Source organism: Sphingopyxis sp. H050 (genome assembly GCF_001468265.1).
In the GTDB taxonomy this organism is placed as follows: domain Bacteria; phylum Pseudomonadota; class Alphaproteobacteria; order Sphingomonadales; family Sphingomonadaceae; genus Sphingopyxis.
The window spans coordinates 215,514-234,310 of record NZ_LNRZ01000005.1 but is presented as its reverse complement, the minus strand read 5'-3'; the positions used below and the strand labels follow the sequence as shown (position 1 = coordinate 234,310).

The following is an 18,797-nucleotide window of genomic DNA, read 5'->3' as shown; positions in this document are numbered from 1 at the left end:
GCCGTCGAAGGCAAGCCGGTGGTTCCCCTTCATGCCGCAAACTGTGCCATATATGCCATGAATAGCGGGTTTACGCTGTCGTAAGCTCTCGTTAGGGCGGCGGCATGAAGGCAGTCATCTGGCACAACCCCGCCTGCGGCACCTCGCGCAAGACGCTCGCGATTCTCGAAGAAGCGCCGGACGTCGAGGTCGAGGTCGTCCAGTACCTCAAGACGCCCTACACCGCGGGCAAGCTCCGCCAGCTGTTCCGGGACGCGGGCCTGACCGCCCGCGAAGCCCTTCGCCTCCGCGGCACCGACGCCGAAGAGCGCGGGCTGCCCGACGCCGACGACGACGCGATCATCGCCGCGATGGCCGCAAACCCCGCCTATGTGAACCGCCCCTTCGTCGAGACCGAAAAGGGCGTCCGCTTCTGCCGCCCGCAGGATCTGGTGCGCGAAATTCTCTGAGCGATCTCAGTCTTCCGGCTGGACAGAATCGCTCCCCCCTCGCTACCCGCGCGGCATGGGAATCATCGCAACGATCATGAACACCGCCACCGGCCAGCCGCTCCAGCAGATGAGTTTCGGCCGCATGCCCAAGCCCTGGGCGAGCTTCACGCTGGAGACCGGCGAGCGCGTCACCGCCGAACGCATCGACGTCGGCAAACCCGCACCGGGCAAATTCGCGGCGCCGGTCAGCGTCTGGGTAACGCTCAAGCCCCGCGGCTGAAAGCCGCTCTATCCCGCACTGATCCGTCCGCCCGCGACGTGAAAGCGCGTCACCGGCCCCGGCATCGCGTCGAACAGCGCGGCCTCGGTCCCGGTCAGCCACGCCTGCCCCCCCTGCCCCGCCAGCCGCTCGTAGAGCGCGCCGCGGCGCAGCGGGTCGAGGTGCGCCGCGACCTCGTCGAGCAGCAGCACCGGGCGCGCGCCGCGCAGCCGTGCGACGCAGTCGCTGTGCGCGAGGACGAGCGACAGCAGCATCGCCTTCTGCTCGCCCGTCGAACAGCGCGCCGCCGAGCGGCCGGTCGCGGCGTGGACGGCATTCAGGTCGTCGCGGTGCGGCCCCGCTGTCGCGCGGCCCGCCGCGGCGTCGATTCGGCGGCGGCTCGCGAACAGCATCTTCAAGGCCTCGGCATCATAGGGTGCCTCACGCGGCGCGCCCTCACTGTCGACCAATGTCAGCAGCGGCCGCGCGAAGGGCGCATCGGGCTGTCCCGCCAGCTCGGCGGAGAGCGCCGCGAGCGCCTGCTGCCGTGCCGCATCCATCGCCGCGCCATGCTCGGCAAGCTGCACCTCCAGGCTCGCCAGCCATTGGGCGTCGGCGCTCGCCAGATCGGCGAGCAACTTGCCCCGCGCCCGCAACGCCGCCTCGTACCGGTTGCTGTGCTGTGCGTGCCGCGGATCGAGCGCAAGCACCAGCCGGTCGAGGAAGCGCCGCCGGTTGCCCGCGGTCTCGACGAACAGCCGGTCCATCGCGGGGGTCAGCCACAACACCGCCAGCCACTCGCCGAGCGCGGTCGCCGCCGCCGGTGCGCCGTTGATCCGCACGATCCGCCGCCCCGGGTGCGCGGCCTCGATCCCCGTCCCCAGCGCGACCGGCGCCAGATCGGACCCGGCCTGCACTTCGGCGAAAATCGCAAAGCCGCCCGCCGCCCCGTCGCGCACCATGTCCAACAGCGCCGCGCGCCGCAGCCCGCGTCCGGGCGCGAGCAGCGAAATCGCCTCCAATATGTTGGTCTTGCCCGCGCCATTGTCGCCATGCAGCGCGACCAGGCCGGACGTGGCCGCCATGTCCGCGCCGGCATGATTGCGAAAATCGGTCAGCGAAAGGCGGGTGAGCGTCATCCTGCCCTGCGCCTACCGTAGCCGCCGACCCGACGCCAGCCTCCACAATCGGTCATCCCGGCGAAGGCCGGGATCTCCACCCCGCGACCCTAGGCGCCGGAGAGGCCCCGGCCTTCGCCTGACATGACGGGAAAATTTCCCATGATTGGGAATTTTCACCATCTCACCGCAAAATATCCTTCTAGACAATATTCGAGATCCCAAAAATCGGCGGTTAACCGCCAATGAATGAAATTGGCACGCCTCCTGCATTACATCGGGCATCCACCGGATGGTCCGGATGGACGATCAAAAAAGGAAATCACCATGGCCCATTTCAATGTCGAATCGTTCAAGAGCTACGCGATCGCAGCCGCTGCTTCGCTCTACTGCTCGCTCATGTTCCTCGCCGCTGTCGGCCCGAACGCTGCGCACTTCGGTGGACTGGTCGCCTGACCAGTCCCCGCTAGCCGCCAACAACGCCGGCCATACGGGCCGGGATCGAAAGGAAAGAAATGAACCAGGGTTTTCGCAAGAACCGCCGCAATGGGATGATCTTCGGCGTGTGCGCCGGGATGGCAGACCAGTTCGGCATCGACGTCTTGTGGACACGCGTCGCCTTTGTCGCCCTGACGCTGCTGGGCTTCGGCCTGCCTCTGCTGCTGTACCTCGCCGTCGCGATCCTCGCGCCTTAACGAGACAGCCACGGGCCGGACGCTTTCACAGCGCCGTCGCACCGGCCCACACATTCCCGAAACACGAAGGCCCGCCGGTCATCCGGTGGGCCTTTTCCTATCCCTTCGGCCGCACCGTAAAGTCATAGGGCAGATAGAGGAACACCTCGGTCGGACTCGCCTGCGCCCACGCCAGCTGCTCGTTCAGCCCGCTGACATCGACGCCATAGTCGGGGCCGAAGGCCGCCGCGGTCTTCAGCGCCTCGGCCGCGACCAGCCTGACGATCTCGGCGCGATACTGGTCGGGATTCTTGATCGTCAGCGTGATCCCGCCGCGCTTTTCGATCAGCGCGCGGCCGTTCGGCGGCACCGCACGGATGAAACCATCGATCCGCTCCTGCGCACTGCCCACTGACCCCGCGAGTCCCGCTTTCACGAACAGCCCGATCTCGCTCGTGTCAGGCCGCCCGCCGCGCTGGAACGCCAGATTCTTGTAATTGGCCAGCGTTACCTTGGTCAGCTCGAAATCGCCGGTGACCAGCTCGACCCCGGCACTCTCGGCGCGGCGGATCGCCGCCTCCAGCATCGCGTGGATTTCGCGCTTGCGCACATCCTCCTCGCGCGAATCCGACGTGAACTGCACGCGCTGGATCGCGCTGTCGGCGGTCCGCCGCAGCCCGACGACCGGCTGAACATCGGCCAGATAGCCCGCCGATGCGCGCTGCGCGGTGACGACGACCTCGCCCTGAATGTTGCTGTTATCCTGCGCCGCAACGGGCGCGGCAAGCGCCAAGGCCGCGACCGCGAGCCACATATTTCCTTTGGTCATACACCCTCCTTCGCAACCGATATTGCGACCCGACGTCCGGACTATCAGACCGCGGCATGATGCAGAATGAACGGGCGAGCGCCATCCAAACTATGGGCATCGACAAAGGAACCGTGGAGGAGGTGCGCAAGCGAGGCTTTTCGTTGCGGCAGATCGAGGTGACGCTCGAACCGAGCGTCACTGTTCCCGAACGACAGTAGCGAGCTCCCTGCGTCTCGCGCGCAGTCAAAGAAAAAGCCCCGCCGGATCGTTCCGGCGGGGCTCTGTCTTTCGGCCCGAAAGCGCGGCGAAACTTATTCGCCGTCGCTCTGGATCAGGTAATCGCCCGCATCGGCGTCGGTGCCGTGGGTTTCACCCTCGACCGCACCCAGCGGATCGTCGCCGATCGCCGCTTCGGGGCCCTGCGCCAGTTCGGCGGCATGCTCATCAGCAGCGCTTGCAGGCGCGATCAGGTCCGGGTTCGCGGCGCGCATGGCGGCGCGCAGCGCGGCGTCCTTCGACGACGCGGTGACGCGGACGCGGTTCATGGCAGCGCCCGTACCCGCCGGGATGAGGCGGCCGACGATGACATTTTCCTTCAGGCCCTGCAGCGAGTCGACCTTGCCCTGCACCGACGCCTCGGTGAGGACGCGGGTCGTTTCCTGGAACGACGCGGCCGAAACGAAGCTGCGCGTTTGCAGCGACGCCTTGGTGATGCCCAGCAGGACCGGACGGCCCTCCGCAGGCACGCCGTTCTTCGGCAGCTTGGCGTTATACTCCATCATCTCCAGATAATCGAGCTGCTCGCCCGGCAGCAGCGTGGTGTCGCCGCCGTTGGTGATCTCGACCTTTTGCAGCATCTGGCGAACGATCACCTCGATGTGCTTGTCGTTGATCTTCACGCCCTGCAATCGATAGACTTCCTGGATTTCCGCGACCAGATATTCGGCCAGCGCTTCCACGCCCATGACGTCCAGGATGTCGTGCGGGTTCGGCGAGCCCGAAATCAGCGCGTCGCCGCGCTTGACCTGATCGCCTTCCTGCACTTCCAGGACCTTCGACTTGGGGATCAGATACTCGATCGGATCGCCTTCTTCCGGAACGATCGCGATCTTGCGCTTCGCCTTGTAATCCTTGACGAATTCAATGCGGCCGCTGATCTTCGCGATCACGCTGTTGTCCTTCGGAATGCGCGCTTCGAACAGCTCGGCAACGCGCGGCAGACCGCCGGTGATGTCGCGCGTCTTCGACGCTTCGCGGCTGACACGCGCCAGAACGTCGCCCGCCTGCACTTCCTGGCCGTCCTCGACCGACAGCATCGTGCCGACCGCGAGCAGGTAGCGCGCGGCTTCGCCCGACTGTTCGTCGAGCAAGGTCAGGCGCGGCTGCAGGTCTTCCTTCTTCGAACGGCCCGCCGAACGATATTCGATCACGACGCGCTGGGCGATGCCCGTCGCTTCGTCGACCTGTTCGATCAGCGTCTTCGTGTCCTGAAGATCCTGATACTTCACGATGCCCTGCTTTTCGGTGATCAGGGGCATGGTGAACGGATCCCATTCGGCAATCCGGTCGCCCTTCTTCACCTTCTCGCCGTCCTTGAACAGGATCTGGGCGCCATAAGGCAGCTTGTGCGACGCGCGTTCGCGACCTTCGCTGTCGATGATCGCGATTTCGCCCGAACGCGACAGCGCCAGACGGCGGCCGCGCTGATCGACGATCGTCGTCATCTCGCGATATTCGATCGTACCGTCCGAAATCGCTTCGGCGTTCGACTGCTCGTTGACCTGCGCCGCACCACCGATGTGGAAGGTACGCATGGTCAGCTGCGTGCCGGGCTCACCGATCGACTGCGCGGCGATAACGCCGACAGCTTCACCGATGTTCACCGGCGTACCGCGGGCAAGGTCGCGGCCATAGCATTTGCCGCAAACGCCCAGGGTCGCTTCGCAGACCAGCGGGCTGCGGATCTTCACCGACTGCACTTCGGCGTCCTCGATGCGCTGCGTCGTCGCTTCGTCGAGCAGCGTGCCCACCGGAGCGATGATATTGCCGTCCTTGTCGGCGACATCTTCCAGCGTGGTACGGCCGAGGATGCGCTCGCCCAGCGAGGCGATCGTCGAACCGCCCTGGATGATCGCGCGCATTTCCATGCCGCGGGTCGTGCCGCAATCTTCCTCGATCACGACGCAATCCTGCGACACGTCGACCAGACGGCGGGTCAGATAACCCGAGTTCGCCGTCTTGAGCGCCGTATCGGCCAGGCCCTTACGCGCACCGTGGGTCGAGTTGAAATACTCGAGAACGGTCAGGCCTTCCTTGAAGTTCGAGATGATCGGCGTTTCGATGATCTCGCCCGACGGCTTGGCCATCAGGCCGCGCATGCCGGCGAGCTGCTTCATCTGGGCCTGCGAACCGCGAGCACCCGAGTGCGCCATCATATAGATGGAATTGATCGGGGCCAGACGGCCGTCGGGCAGCTTCGGCGTCGCACGGATTTCGTCCATCATGGCGTTCGCCACCTTGTCGCCGCACTGCGACCAGGCGTCGATGGCCTTGTTGTACTTTTCCTGCTGCGTGATCAGGCCGTCCTGATACTGCTGCTCGAAATCCTTCACCAGCGCGCGGGTTTCGTCGACCATCCCTTCCTTCGACGCCGGAATGATCATGTCATCCTTGCCGAACGAGATGCCCGCCTTGAACGCGTTGCGGAAGCCCAGCGCCATGATGGCGTCGGCGAACAGCACCGTCTCTTTCTGGCCGGTGTGGCGATACACCTGGTCGATCACGTCGCCGATTTCCTTCTTGGTCAGAAGGCGGTTGACGACGTCGAAGGGCACGGTGTGCGACTTCGGCAGACATTCGCCGATCAGCATGCGGCCCGGCGTGGTCTCGTAACGCTTGAGGTAGGTGTTGCCGTCCTCGTCGGTCTGCGGAACGCGGCTCTTGACCTTGGTGTGCAGCGTGACGGCGCCGATATGCAGCGCCTGGTGCACCTCGGCCATGTCGGCGAGCAGCATCCCCTCGCCCGGCTCGCCTTCGCGCTCCAGCGACAGATAATAGAGACCCAGCACCATGTCCTGCGACGGAACGATGATCGGCTTGCCGTTCGCGGGGCTGAGGATGTTGTTGGTCGACATCATCAGCACGCGCGCTTCGAGCTGGGCTTCCAGCGACAGCGGCACGTGGACCGCCATCTGGTCACCGTCGAAGTCGGCGTTGAACGCGGCGCAGACCAGCGGATGAAGCTGGATCGCCTTGCCTTCGATCAGCACGGGCTCGAACGCCTGGATGCCGAGGCGGTGAAGCGTCGGGGCGCGGTTCAAGAGGACCGGGTGCTCGCGAATGACTTCGTCGAGGATGTCCCAGACTTCCTTGCGTTCCTTTTCGACCCACTTCTTCGCCTGCTTCAGGGTCATCGACAGACCCTTGGCGTCGAGGCGCGCGTAGATGAAGGGCTTGAACAGCTCGAGCGCCATCTTCTTCGGCAGGCCGCACTGGTGCAGCTTGAGTTCCGGACCGGTCACGATCACCGAGCGGCCCGAATAGTCGACGCGCTTGCCGAGCAGGTTCTGGCGGAAGCGGCCCTGCTTGCCCTTCAGCATGTCCGAGAGCGACTTCAGCGGACGCTTGTTGGCGCCGGTGATCGTGCGGCCGCGGCGGCCGTTGTCGAACAATGCGTCGACGGCTTCCTGCAGCATGCGCTTTTCGTTGCGGACGATGATGTCCGGCGCGCGCAGCTCCATCAGGCGCTTCAGGCGGTTGTTGCGGTTGATCACGCGGCGATACAGGTCGTTCAGATCCGACGTCGCGAAGCGGCCGCCGTCGAGCGGCACCAGCGGGCGCAGTTCGGGCGGGATCACCGGCACGACTTCCAGGATCATCCACTCGGGGCGGTTGCCCGATTCGATGAAGCTCTCGACGACCTTCAGGCGCTTGATGATCTTCTTGGGCTTCAGCTCCGACTTGGTGGTCGCGAGCTCTTCCATCAGATCGACGCGTTCCTGCTCCAGGTCGAGATTCTCGAGGAGCACGCGGATCGCCTCGGCGCCGATGCCGGCCGAGAAGGCGTCTTCGCCATATTCGTCCTGCGCGTCGAGCAGCTCGTCTTCGGTCAGCAGCTGGAACTTCTCGAGCGGGGTCAGGCCGGGCTCGAGAACGATATAGGCTTCGAAATAGAGGACGCGCTCGAGCTGCTTCAGCTGCATGTCGAGCAGCAGGCCGATGCGCGACGGCAGCGACTTCAGGAACCAGATGTGCGCGACGGGCGCGGCGAGCTCGATATGGCCCATGCGCTCGCGGCGCACTTTCGTGACCGTGACTTCGACACCGCATTTTTCGCAGACGATGCCCTTGTATTTCATCCGCTTATACTTGCCGCACAGGCATTCATAATCCTTGATCGGACCGAAGATGCGCGCGCAGAACAGGCCGTCACGCTCGGGCTTGAACGTGCGGTAGTTGATGGTTTCGGGCTTCTTGATCTCGCCGAACGACCACGAGCGGATGCGTTCCGGGCTCGCGATGCCGATTTTGATCATGTCGAAGGTTTCGGGCTTCGCGACCGGGTTCATGAAGTTGGTAAGCTGGTTCATCTATCTGCTCCATCTTCCCCCCTCGCGCAGCGCGAGAGGGGTGAGGAAAAATCTTATTCGGCGGCTTCGGGAAGAGCGTCCGGACCCTCGTCGGGATCGATCTCCGCATAGGAAGACAGTTCCACATTGAGGCCCAGCGAGCGCATTTCCTTGACGAGCACGTTGAAGCTTTCGGGAATGCCGGCCTCGAAGGTGTCGTCGCCCTTGACGATCGCTTCGTAAACCTTGGTGCGGCCGATCACGTCGTCGGACTTCACCGTCAGCATTTCCTGGAGCGTGTACGCCGCGCCATAGGCCTGGAGCGCCCAGACCTCCATTTCACCGAAGCGCTGGCCGCCGAACTGCGCCTTACCGCCCAGCGGCTGCTGGGTGACGAGGCTGTACGGCCCGATCGAACGCGCGTGGATCTTGTCGTCGACCAGGTGGTGGAGCTTCAGCATATAGATGTAGCCCACGGTCACCTTGCGATCGAACTTGTCGCCGGTGCGGCCGTCGTACAGGTCCGACTGCCCCGATTCATGCAGGCCCGCGAGGGTCAGCATGTTGGTGACGTCGGCTTCCTTGGCGCCGTCAAACACCGGGGTCGCGAACGGCACGCCGACGCGCAGGTTCGACGCCAGCTCGACGATGCTTTCGGCATCGCGCGACTTGATGTCGTCCAGATATTCGGCGCCATAGACATGCTCGAGCTGGTCGCGCACCGCTTCGGGCATCTGACCGCCCGTCGCGTCCGGATTGGCGTCGCGCCATTCGTCCAGCGCCTGCGTCACCTGCCGGCCGAGGCCGCGCGAGGCCCAGCCAAGGTGCGTTTCCAGGATCTGCCCGACGTTCATGCGCGACGGCACGCCCAGCGGGTTCAGCACGATGTCGACCGGCGTCCCGTCTTCGAGGAACGGCATGTCCTCGTTCGGCAGGATGCGGCTGATGACGCCCTTGTTCCCGTGACGGCCGGCCATCTTGTCGCCCGGCTGCAGCTTGCGCTTCACCGCGACGAAGACCTTGACCATCTTGAGCACGCCCGGCGCGAGTTCGTCGCCGCGCTGCAGCTTCTCGACGCGATCTTCATACTTCGCGTTGATCCGCTTGATCGCGTCGTCATACTGCGCCTTGATCGCTTCCAATGCGGTCTGCGCCTTGTCGTCGACAACGGCGAGCTTCCACCAGTCGGCGCGGTCCAGATCGACCAGCATCTCTTCGGTCACCACGTCGCCCTTCTTCAGGCCCTTCGGCACCGCGCTGGTCGTCTGACCGATCAGCAGGTCCTTGAGGCTCGAGAAGGTCGCACGGTTCAGGATCGCGCGCTCGTCGTCGGCGTCCTGCTTCAGGCGCTCGATCTCTTCGCGTTCGATCGCGATCGCGCGCTCGTCCTTGTCGATACCGTGACGGTTGAAGACGCGGACTTCGACGACCGTGCCCGACACGCCCGGCGGCAGGCGGAGCGAGGTGTCGCGCACGTCGCTGGCCTTTTCACCGAAGATCGCGCGCAGCAGCTTTTCTTCCGGCGTCATTGGCGATTCCCCCTTGGGGGTGATCTTGCCGGCCAGAATGTCGCCCGGGCCGACTTCGGCGCCGATATAGACGATGCCCGCTTCGTCGAGGTTGCGCAAGGCTTCCTCGCCGACGTTCGGGATGTCGCGCGTGATGTCTTCGGGGCCAAGGCGCGTGTCGCGCGCGGTGACTTCGAATTCCTCGATGTGGATCGAGGTGAAGACGTCGTCCTTCACGATGCGCTCGCTGATGAGGATCGAGTCCTCATAATTATAGCCGTTCCACGGCATGAACGCGACCAGCACATTCTTGCCGAGCGCCAGTTCGCCAAGCTCGGTCGACGGACCGTCGGCGATGATGTCGCCGGTGCGGACCACGTCGCCCACCTTCACCAGCGGACGCTGGTTGATGCAGGTGTTCTGGTTCGACCGCTGGAACTTCTGCAGGCGATAGATGTCGACGCCCGACTTGCCCGGTTCGACGAGATCGGTCGCACGGATGACGATACGCGTCGCGTCGACCTGGTCGATCACACCGCCGCGGCGCGCCGCGATTGCTGCGCCCGAATCGCGCGCCACGGTGCCTTCCATGCCCGTGCCGACGACCGGAGCCTCGGCGCGGAGCAGCGGAACGGCCTGGCGCTGCATGTTGGATCCCATCAGCGCGCGGTTGGCGTCATCGTTTTCCAGGAACGGGATGAGCGAGGCCGCGACCGAAACAAGCTGCTTCGGCGACACGTCCATCAGCGTGATCTGCTCGCGCGGCGCCATCAGGAATTCGCCGGCTTCGCGCGCCGAGATCAGCTCGTCGATGAAGCTGCCGTCGGGGTTGAGGTCGGCGTTCGCCTGCGCAACCGTGTGCTTCGACTCTTCCATCGCCGACAGATAGACGACCTCGTTCGTGACCTTGCCGTCGACGATGCGGCGGTACGGGGTCTCGATGAAGCCATATTTGTTCACGCGCGCGAAGGTCGCGAGGCTGTTGATCAGACCGATGTTCGGGCCTTCCGGCGTTTCGATCGGGCAGATACGGCCATAGTGCGTCGGGTGGACGTCGCGGACTTCGAAGCCCGCGCGCTCGCGGGTCAGACCGCCCGGCCCGAGCGCCGACACGCGGCGCTTGTGGGTGACTTCCGACAAGGGGTTGGTCTGGTCCATGAACTGGCTGAGCTGCGACGAGCCGAAGAATTCGCGCACCGCGGCGACCGCGGGCTTCGCGTTGATCAGGTCGTTCGGCATCACCGTCGACACGTCGACCGAGCTCATGCGCTCCTTCACCGCGCGCTCCATGCGGAGCAGGCCGACGCGATACTGGTTTTCCAGCAGCTCGCCGACCGAACGCACGCGGCGGTTGCCGAGGTTGTCGATGTCGTCGATTTCGCCCTTGCCGTCCTTCAGGTTCACCAGTTCCTTGACGACCGCGAGGATGTCCTCGCTGCGCAGCGTGGTGACCGTGTCCTCGGCGTCGAGGCCAAGGCGCATGTTCAGCTTGACGCGGCCGACGGCCGACAGGTCATAGCGCTCGCTGTCGAAGAACAGGCCGTCGAACAGCGCTTCCGCGGTTTCGCGCGTCGGCGGTTCGCCGGGGCGCATCACGCGATAGATGTCCGAAAGCGCCTGGTCGCGGTCTTCGGCCTTGTCGGCCTTCAACGTGTTGCGGATCCAGGGGCCGGTGTTGTTGTGGTCGATGTCGAGCAGCACGAGCTTGTCGATGCCCGCGGCGTCGAGCTTCTCGAGATTCTCGGCGGTCACTTCGTCGCCGGCCTCGATATAGATCTCGCCGGTCGCTTCGTTGATCAGGTCATAGGCCGAATAACGACCGAAGATTTCCTCGGTCGGGATCAGCAGCGTGTCGAGCCCGTCCTTTGCGGCCTTGTTGGCCAGGCGCGGGCTGATCTTGTGGCCGGCGGCGAAGACGACTTCGCCGGTCTTGGCGTCGACGACGTCGAACGCGGGCTTGGCGCCGCGCCAATTCTCGACGACGAACGGAACCTTCCAGCCGTTCGAGGCGCGTTCGAACACCAGGCGGTCATAGAAATGGTTGAGGATTTCCTCGCCCGACATGCCCAGCGCGTACAACAGGCTGGTGACCGGCAGCTTGCGCTTGCGGTCGATGCGGACGTTGACAATGTCCTTGGCGTCGAATTCGAAGTCGAGCCACGAGCCGCGATACGGAATGACGCGCGCGGCGAACAGATATTTGCCCGACGAGTGGGTCTTGCCCCGGTCATGGTCGAACAGCACACCCGGCGAACGGTGCATCTGCGACACGATGACGCGCTCGGTGCCGTTGACGAAGAAGGTGCCGTTCTCGGTCATGAGCGGCATGTCGCCCATGTAGACGTCCTGCTCCTTGATATCGAGGACCGAGCGGGTGTCGGTTTCGCTGTCGACTTCGAAGACGATCAGGCGCAGCGTGACCTTCATCGGCGCCGCATAGGTGATGCCGCGCTGACGGCATTCGTCGACGTCATACTTCGGCTCTTCGAGTTCGTAATGGACGAAGTCGAGCTCGGCGGTGCCGGCGAAGTCGCGGATCGGGAACACGCTGCGCAGCGTCTTTTCCAGGCCCGACACATAGCCGACCGAGGGATCCGAGCGCAGGAACTGCTCATAGGATTCGCGCTGAACCTCGATGAGGTTGGGCATTTCCACCGCTTCGTGGATGTTGCCGAACAGCTTGCGGATCCGCTTGGTCGCGGTTGCTTCGAGGGCCTTGCCCACCGACTTCGCCTTGGTCGCCATAAGTGATTGTCTCGCCTTAAGAAAATAGCTCGCGAGCGCAGGAGAGACGCAAAAAAGCCGCAAGCAACCGTTGCCGGTTTACCGCAGCTTTCCAACGCATCTCGAAATCCCGAACGCCCTATCCGTACAGCCCGTTGCGCAAAGTCAGGCTCTATCTCGGACGATCAGGTGTGACGGCGATATAGGATTGGACGCGCGCGGTGTCAACGGGCCGGGCCGATGCAGCGGATACCAAAGCCAGCTTTGGGGTGGGAAGCAGTCATTTGGTGAGTGAGGACTTTTCCTGCCACTCGCCATTCGGCAGACGCACCCATTCAGTATCTTGGCCTTCGAAGGAAATTACCGTCCCCGCGGCATGATCCACTAGCTCAACAAGGTTTTCGGCAAACCAAAATCCCTCGTCCAATTCATCAAAATGAACGTTGACGGCATAATCCTCAGATGGCGCGCCCACGACTGCGACCTCGGTGACGGATGGCGTAGTATGGCCAAACACCTGCCCCTCACGACCTGCTAAGCCAAGCCGTTCGGTCTCCTCGGTGCGTTTGATGCGAACGCGATCTGCAAAGCCCGTCATGCTGGCAAGCATACCGCTATCGTTGATGTCCGCAATCGGTCGTTAGCGGTCACCTCCCTTTCCGTTCGTGTCGAGCGAAGTCGAGACACCCCTCAACCTCGCGCCACGCCGAGAGGCATCTCGACTTCCGGCGCCGCCGGAAGTTTATCCTGAGCGCCTGCCAAGGCAGTCGAAGGGCCCGATGCGAACGGCGGTAGGTTAGGCAGCTTCCAGTCGCCCCTGACTTCCGTCATGCCGCGCCAACCTACGCCGCTTTCCGCATCCGGTTCCGGCCGTCGCGCTTCGCTGCGTAGAGCGCCTGATCGGCGCGGTGCAGCAATTCCTCGACATCGGGTTCGCCGTCATAGATCGCCAGCCCGACGCTGATCGTCACTTCGGGCAGGCCGTCGGGGCGCGCTTCGTCGATCTCGATCGTCTTGCGGATGCGCTCGGCCAGCATCTCGGCCGCCTGCGCGCTCGACCGCTGGAAGATGCAGACGAACTCTTCGCCGCCGACGCGGCCGACCAGATCCTCCTCGCGCAGCGCCGCCTTGGCGCGCTGGGCGACGCGGCGGATGACATTGTCGCCGACCGCGTGACCGAAGGTGTCGTTGATCCGCTTGAAATGGTCGATGTCGAAGATCGCAACCGCCAGCGGGGCGCCATGCTCGCGCGCGCCGGCCAGCGCCTTTTCGAGGAAGGCCAGCGTATGGCGGCGGTTGGGCATGCCGGTCAGCATGTCGGTGTTCGCAACGCGCTCGGCCGCGCTGCGGGCGGCCTCCAGGATGCGGGCGTTCTCGACCGTTTCGGTCACGTCCTGCACCGTGCCGAAGATGCCGACGGCCCTGCCGCCGCGACCCATCTCGATCGAGCCGTGGGATTTGACGTGCCGGATTTCGCCGTCGGTGCGGCGGATCCGGCCCTGAAACTGGAACGGCTCGCCGGTCTGGACCGCGGCCGCCAATATCGCGCGCACCGCCTCGGCATCCTCTTCGACATATTGCTTGACGCTGTAATCGACCCCCACCGGCGTGCCGGGCTCCAACCCGTGCACGCGATAGGTCTGGTCGGACCATTGGATGGTCCAGCGGATCAGGTCGACGCGCCAGTGGCCGACATGCGCCGCGGCCTCCGCCTGCAGCAGGCGCTGATTGCTCTGCTCGAGCCGCTTGGCGAGCCTCCGCTGCACGACCAGCAGCGCGGCGAGCGGCAGCGAGGTGAACAGCAGCACCAGCAGATAGAATTGCAGGAACAGGATTTTGGCGCGCTGGTTGCCGTCGATCGACGCCATCGGCCCCTCGCCCTGCCCGGTCAGGAAGGCGGTGATGACCGTCACGATCAGCATCCCCGTCGCCGCCCCGAAGGGACCGAGGCGATAGGCGGCGGCAACAACCGCGATGGCGGGCAGGAAGGTCGTGGGAAAATAGGATTGCGAAAAGGAGACCGCGGTCAACGCCGCCGCGGCGGTCAGGATGGCAAGCGCTTCGCCCTTCATCGCCATCGAGGCGTTGTCGAGCGCCTTCGACGTCACCAGCCGTGCCAGCATGACGATCGGCGGCGTCACGATCAGCATGCCGAGCGACACGGTGGTCAGCCACGACAGGAAAAAGTCGATGCTGCGTCCGGCGAGCCCCAAACCCACGAACAGCGTCGCGATCGAGGCGCTGAGGATGCTCGCGGAAATGGCGGCGACGCAGAAATTGGCGACCGACCGCGGGACCATGAACGACAGCTCGCCCGGTTCGCGCCGGCGAATGAGCCACATCGCGACATAAGCCTCGCAGGCGTTGGCCAGGGTGAAGGCCGCGGATGTCAATGCCGTGTTGCCGCCCCACATATTCGCGCCCAGGCTCGCCGCCGCCATCGCGCCGAATGACGCCGCCCGCGCATGCGCGGGCATCAACAGCAGCAGCGAGAGGAAATAGCCGCTCGGCGGCCAGACGGCGGCGATATTGTCCGCGCCCTTGGTCGCGTAAAGCGACAGCGCGGCGAGCAGGAAATAGCCGAGCGCCGTCGACAGCGACCAGAGTGCCGCTTCGACTCTGGGGGTGAACGACCGCGTCATGCCGTCAAGCTACCCCGAAACTGGAAAATATTTGGCTAACATGTGCCGCGGCCCACCCCGTTCGCCGCGTGTCCTGACCGACCGGGCGCTGTTCTAGTCTATTCCCCCGAAGGTCATCCCGACGACCTCCTCCACCATGGCTTCGTCCCATTCGACGCGCCGGTCAAGGATCAGCATCGCCAGACCATGGACGAGCGACCAGGCGTGCAGCGCCGCGGCGTCGGCATTGTCCTCCAGATGCGGCAGCCCCTGCGCGACGCCCGCACGGAGCAGGTTATAGGCAACTTCGCCGCCGTCGCTGCCCTCATCGCGGGCGCGCTGCGACATCTGGCGGGTGAAGCTCAGCCGGAAAACCGCGGGCTCCTCATGCGCGAAGCGGACATAGGCTACGCCGGTGGCCAGGAAACCGGCGCGCCCGCCGCCGGCCTTCAGCCACGCCTGCGCCTGCTGCGCGCCCAGCCGCCGCAGCCCTTCGTCGGCCAGCGCGTCGAGCAGCGCCTCCTTGTCGGGAAAGTGGCGGTAGAGCGCGGTTGCGCTGACCCCGACGTCGCGCGCCAGCGCGCGCAGGCCCAGTTCGGCGCCGTCGCCTTCCTCCAGCCTTTTGACCCCCGCCGCGATCACCGCGGCGCGCAAATCGCCATGATGGTATGCACCCGAACTTTTCGCTCCGGCATTTTCCATGTTGACACTGTTATCTTGATCACTCATGTTGTCACCGTAAACATTCCGAGTCGCCAGCGCAATCCCCTCCACGCTGCGCGGCACCTTCGACAACATCCGTACGGAGCATCAGCATGGCGAGCAATGTAGAAACCCTGATCCGCGGCGCCGTTGCCAAGGGCATCGGCAAGGTCGCCGATTTCAACCGCAAACGCCTCCCCGTCCCTGCCGACGCCCACCCCTATCTGACCGGCATCCACACCCCGATGACCGAGGAATTCACGCTCCAGGAACTCCGCGTCGAAGGCGAGATCCCCGCCAGCCTCACCGGCCGCTACCTTCGCAACGGCCCGAACCCCGCGGCCGCCCCCGATCCTGCGAGCTATCACTGGTTCACCGGCGCCGGCATGGTCCACGGCATCCGCATCGCGGGCGGCAGGGCCGACTGGTATCGCAACCGCTGGGTCCGCGGCACCGAGGCGTGCGCCGTGCTCGGTGAGGAAATCCCGCCCGGGCCGCGCGCAGAAGGCGGCTTCGACGCCCCCAACACCAACGTCGTCGGCATCGACGGCCGCACCTTCGCGATCGTCGAGGCCGGCGGCAAGCCGGTCGAACTCGGCTATGAACTCAACACCATTGCGCACAACCCCTTCGACGGCACGCTGAAGGGCCCCTACACCGCGCACCCGCATCTTGATCCCGCAACCGGCGAGATGCATTCGATCACCTACAAGGGCGACGACTTCAACACCGTCTGGCACGTCGTCGTCGACAGCCAAGCGCAGGTGACCCGCGAGCTTCCGATCCCGGTCAGCGATGGCCCGTCGATCCACGACTGTGCGATCACCAAAAATTACGTGCTCGTCCTCGACCTGCCCGTCACCTTCTCGATGTCGCGACTGCTTGCTGGCTATCGCTTCCCTTATGCCTGGAACGAAAAACATCCGGCACGCGTCGGCCTCCTCCCCAGGAAAGGCGGCGCCGAAGACATTATCTGGGTTCCGGTCGAACCTTGCTATGTCTTCCACCCCGCCAACGCCTTCGAGACCGCGGACGGCAAGATCATCGTCGACGTCGTCGCGCATGAGACGATGTTCGCGGAATCGACACGCGGCCCCGACAGCCGGAAGACGCGGATGGAGCGCTGGACGCTCGATCCGGCGGCCCGAACTTCGGTGCGCACCGTTATCCATGACCATGCGCAGGAATTTCCGCGCTACGACGAACGGCTGACCACCACGACCTATCGCTATGCCTATACGGTCGCGATCCCCGAGGCCGAAGCGTCCGAGTGGCAGATGGCCGATACGCGGCTGTTCCGCCACGACCTCGAGCAGGGCACCACCGACACCCACGATTTCGGCCCCGGCCGGCACCCCGGCGAGTTCGTCTTCGTCCCGCGCAGCGTGCAGGGGGCCGAGGATGACGGCTGGCTGATCGGCCTCGTCGTTGACATGAATGACGAGACCACCGATCTCGTCATCCTGAACGCAGACGACTTTACCGGGTCACCGCAAGCTGTGGTTCACCTGCCGCATCGCGTTCCGCCGGGGTTCCACGGCAACTGGGTCGCGGATTGACGCCATCGGGGCGCTTCATCAGCGCCTCGGTCACGCGCAGCGACCGCTCGTTGTCGACATCGATCGCCGTCGCCCCGTTGCTCACCAGCAGCGGGGCGATGTCGACTTTCAGGTGGCGCGAGATGCGCTGGAAGATATGTTGGATCGGGCCGAGCCCGAAACGGAAGCGCAGCAGGTTGATCAATCCGAACGCCTGCATCACACGGATCGGCTTCTTGACGAACTGGCCGCCGCCGCGAAACGCCTCGGCCGCCTTCAGCGCAGCGCGGTCGCCGATCCAGTACGCGTTGCAGTTCGACACGGTCACGTCCGAAAACTCATAGAAGCGCCGCTGCCCCTCGGGATGCGCCGCCAGCACATCCTCGCGCCGCGCCAGCGCGACCCCCGCTCCGACGCCAAGCCGTGCCGCCTCGCTGCCGATCTCCATGATCGTCGCCGGGGTCAGCAGGCAATTGTCCGCGGTGGTGATGAACAGCGGAAACGCGGCCCGATCGGCGACCGCGAGCACCGAGTCCGCGAGGTTGTCAGCGGCCGCAACGATGACGAGACGCTCGCCGAGCCTCTCGACCACGTCGTCGGCGAGAGCGTCTAGCAGGGTTTCATGATGCGTCGAGACGAAGATGCGTGTCGCATCGGTCTGCGCCGCGCTGTCGAGCACATGCGCAATCATCGCGCGGCCCGCGACCGGCACCAGGCATTTGTCGCCGACACCATGCGCCTCGGCGAGCGCATCGACCGCGCCCGGCCGGCGCCCCGCGAGGATCAGGATCGAGCCGCTCATGCCGCATCCCTCCGCGCGAAACCGACGAGCTGGCGGATCATGCTTTCGGACACGATCGTCTCGATGAGGTCGGCCTGACTGAAGCCCGCCGCGATCGCGGCGCGGCCGAAAACCTTCTCCGACCACAGGTTGCAATTGAGATTGACCTCGAGCAGCCGGATCTCACCGGTCGCGAAATCGACGCGAAACTCGAAGCGTCCGTAATCGAACGGCCGAAAGACTTCGGCCATCGCTCGCGTATATTCGATCAGCCGCGCGCCGATTTCGGCGTTGTCGAACAGCTTGAGACTGTATTTCTGGCTGCGGTCGACCAGATCGCGCTTTTCATGATAGGTGCGCAGGTGGCTGGGGTCGGCCTGCTCGAAGATCATCATCGGCAACATCGCCGGCTCGCCGTCTATGGTGATCACCGGCACCTCGACGTCGCTGCCGTCGATGAAGGGCTCGACAATCGTGTCATGGTCGAGCGCATGGATCTCAGCAATGGCCTGCGCGAGTTCGCTGCGGTCGTGCGCGTCTCGGATACCCCACGAGGCCGAGCTGTTGTTCGGCTTGATCACCCAGCGCTTCGCCGGCGGGCAGCGCGAGACGTCGACGGGCGCGCCGCGGCGGAACAGCGACCAGGGCGCGGTCGGGATACCGCGCGCCGCGGCTTCAAGCTTGGTCAGATGCTTGTCGTCGGAAAGGCCGCGCACGATCGGCGACGCGCCGACATAGGGCAGCCCCAGCCGGTTGCAGAGCAAGGGCAGCAGCATCTCGCTGTTATAGAAGCCGCCGCGATTCAGCAGCGGAAAGACGAAGTCGGCGTCGGGCCGGGTAAACAGGTCGGCATAAGTGTCGGCGACGACCAGCGGGATGCCGAGCCCTTCCAGTATCTCGCGCGTTTCGCGGTGATAGAGCGCGTGGTTGCCGTCTTCGCTATGGAGCCCGCCGGTCCATTTCGCGTGCTTGGCGATGAAGAGAAGCCGCTGCGTATCGCGCAAGCGATCGGGCAGCCGGGTGGGTGCAAGGTCGTTGGTTCGCATGTGATGCTCTGACCAC

Annotated in this window: 15 protein-coding genes; 6 read left to right on the top strand and 9 right to left on the bottom strand. The window is 64.8% G+C overall.

The features are described 5' to 3' along the window. Positions 1-104 precede the first annotated feature (104 nt). Both ATE67_RS12215 and ATE67_RS12210 read left to right on the top strand, forming a co-directional pair. Positions 105-449 (top strand): ArsC/Spx/MgsR family protein, encoded by a 345-nt coding sequence (locus ATE67_RS12215; protein ID WP_058816942.1) that lies wholly within the window; start codon positions 105-107, stop codon positions 447-449. A gap of 55 nt (positions 450-504) precedes the next feature. Continuing rightward, positions 505-711 (top strand): hypothetical protein, encoded by a 207-nt coding sequence (locus tag ATE67_RS12210; RefSeq protein ID WP_058816941.1) that lies wholly within the window; start codon positions 505-507, stop codon positions 709-711. A gap of 8 nt (positions 712-719) precedes the next feature. Here ATE67_RS12210 and recF read toward each other — a convergent pair whose 3' ends face one another. Beyond that, positions 720-1,829, bottom strand: coding sequence for a DNA replication/repair protein RecF (recF, locus tag ATE67_RS12205; RefSeq protein ID WP_058816940.1), 1,110 nt, complete (start codon positions 1,827-1,829; stop codon positions 720-722). Positions 1,830-2,135: 306 nt separating this feature from the next. Here recF and ATE67_RS22015 point away from each other — a divergent pair, with 306 nt between their 5' ends. After that, positions 2,136-2,264, top strand: coding sequence for a hypothetical protein (locus tag ATE67_RS22015; RefSeq protein ID WP_269433454.1), 129 nt, complete (start codon positions 2,136-2,138; stop codon positions 2,262-2,264). Between the two features lie 59 nt (positions 2,265-2,323). Continuing rightward, positions 2,324-2,503, top strand: coding sequence for a PspC domain-containing protein (locus ATE67_RS12200; protein ID WP_058816939.1), 180 nt, complete (start codon positions 2,324-2,326; stop codon positions 2,501-2,503). A 97-nt stretch (positions 2,504-2,600) separates the two neighbouring features. Here the strand turns inward: ATE67_RS12200 and ATE67_RS12195 are convergent, their stop codons facing one another. Further along, positions 2,601-3,311 carry a TonB-dependent receptor gene (locus ATE67_RS12195; protein ID WP_156417001.1) on the bottom strand — a complete coding sequence of 237 codons (711 nt, stop codon included), beginning with the start codon at positions 3,309-3,311 and terminating at the stop codon, positions 2,601-2,603. A 56-nt stretch (positions 3,312-3,367) separates the two neighbouring features. Here ATE67_RS12195 and ATE67_RS21420 point away from each other — a divergent pair, with 56 nt between their 5' ends. Continuing rightward, a complete protein-coding gene (locus ATE67_RS21420) occupies positions 3,368-3,511 on the top strand; it encodes a hypothetical protein (RefSeq protein ID WP_156417000.1) in 144 nt (47 codons plus the stop codon). Positions 3,512-3,604: 93 nt separating this feature from the next. On the opposite strand, the gene rpoC is transcribed toward ATE67_RS21420, so the two are convergent. The 5 genes from rpoC to ATE67_RS12170 form a co-directional block, all read right to left on the bottom strand. Continuing rightward, positions 3,605-7,882, bottom strand: a complete 4,278-nt coding sequence (rpoC, locus tag ATE67_RS12190) for a DNA-directed RNA polymerase subunit beta' (protein ID WP_058816937.1) — start codon at positions 7,880-7,882, stop codon at positions 3,605-3,607. Positions 7,883-7,935: 53 nt separating this feature from the next. After that, entirely contained in the window at positions 7,936-12,114 is a 4,179-nt protein-coding gene (gene rpoB, locus ATE67_RS12185; RefSeq protein ID WP_058816936.1) for a DNA-directed RNA polymerase subunit beta, read from the bottom strand. 259 nt (positions 12,115-12,373) lie between these two features. Continuing rightward, entirely contained in the window at positions 12,374-12,691 is a 318-nt protein-coding gene (locus tag ATE67_RS12180) for a hypothetical protein (RefSeq protein ID WP_156416999.1), read from the bottom strand. A 244-nt stretch (positions 12,692-12,935) separates the two neighbouring features. Next, positions 12,936-14,735 carry a sensor domain-containing diguanylate cyclase gene (locus tag ATE67_RS12175; RefSeq protein WP_058816934.1) on the bottom strand — a complete coding sequence of 600 codons (1,800 nt, stop codon included), beginning with the start codon at positions 14,733-14,735 and terminating at the stop codon, positions 12,936-12,938. 93 nt (positions 14,736-14,828) lie between these two features. Beyond that, positions 14,829-15,443, bottom strand: coding sequence for a TetR/AcrR family transcriptional regulator (locus ATE67_RS12170; RefSeq protein WP_058817090.1), 615 nt, complete (start codon positions 15,441-15,443; stop codon positions 14,829-14,831). Between the two features lie 86 nt (positions 15,444-15,529). Between ATE67_RS12170 and ATE67_RS12165 the strand changes: the two genes are divergently transcribed. Continuing rightward, entirely contained in the window at positions 15,530-16,975 is a 1,446-nt protein-coding gene (locus ATE67_RS12165) for an 8'-apo-carotenoid 13,14-cleaving dioxygenase (protein ID WP_058816933.1), read from the top strand. Here the strand turns inward: ATE67_RS12165 and ATE67_RS12160 are convergent. After that, entirely contained in the window at positions 16,896-17,756 is an 861-nt protein-coding gene (locus tag ATE67_RS12160) for an NTP transferase domain-containing protein (protein ID WP_082660340.1), read from the bottom strand. The genes ATE67_RS12165 and ATE67_RS12160 overlap by 80 nt on opposite strands. Next, positions 17,753-18,781 carry a D-alanine--D-alanine ligase family protein gene (locus ATE67_RS12155; RefSeq protein WP_058816932.1) on the bottom strand — a complete coding sequence of 343 codons (1,029 nt, stop codon included), beginning with the start codon at positions 18,779-18,781 and terminating at the stop codon, positions 17,753-17,755. Before ATE67_RS12155 ends, ATE67_RS12160 begins: the two co-directional genes overlap by 4 nt. Positions 18,782-18,797 lie beyond the last annotated feature (16 nt).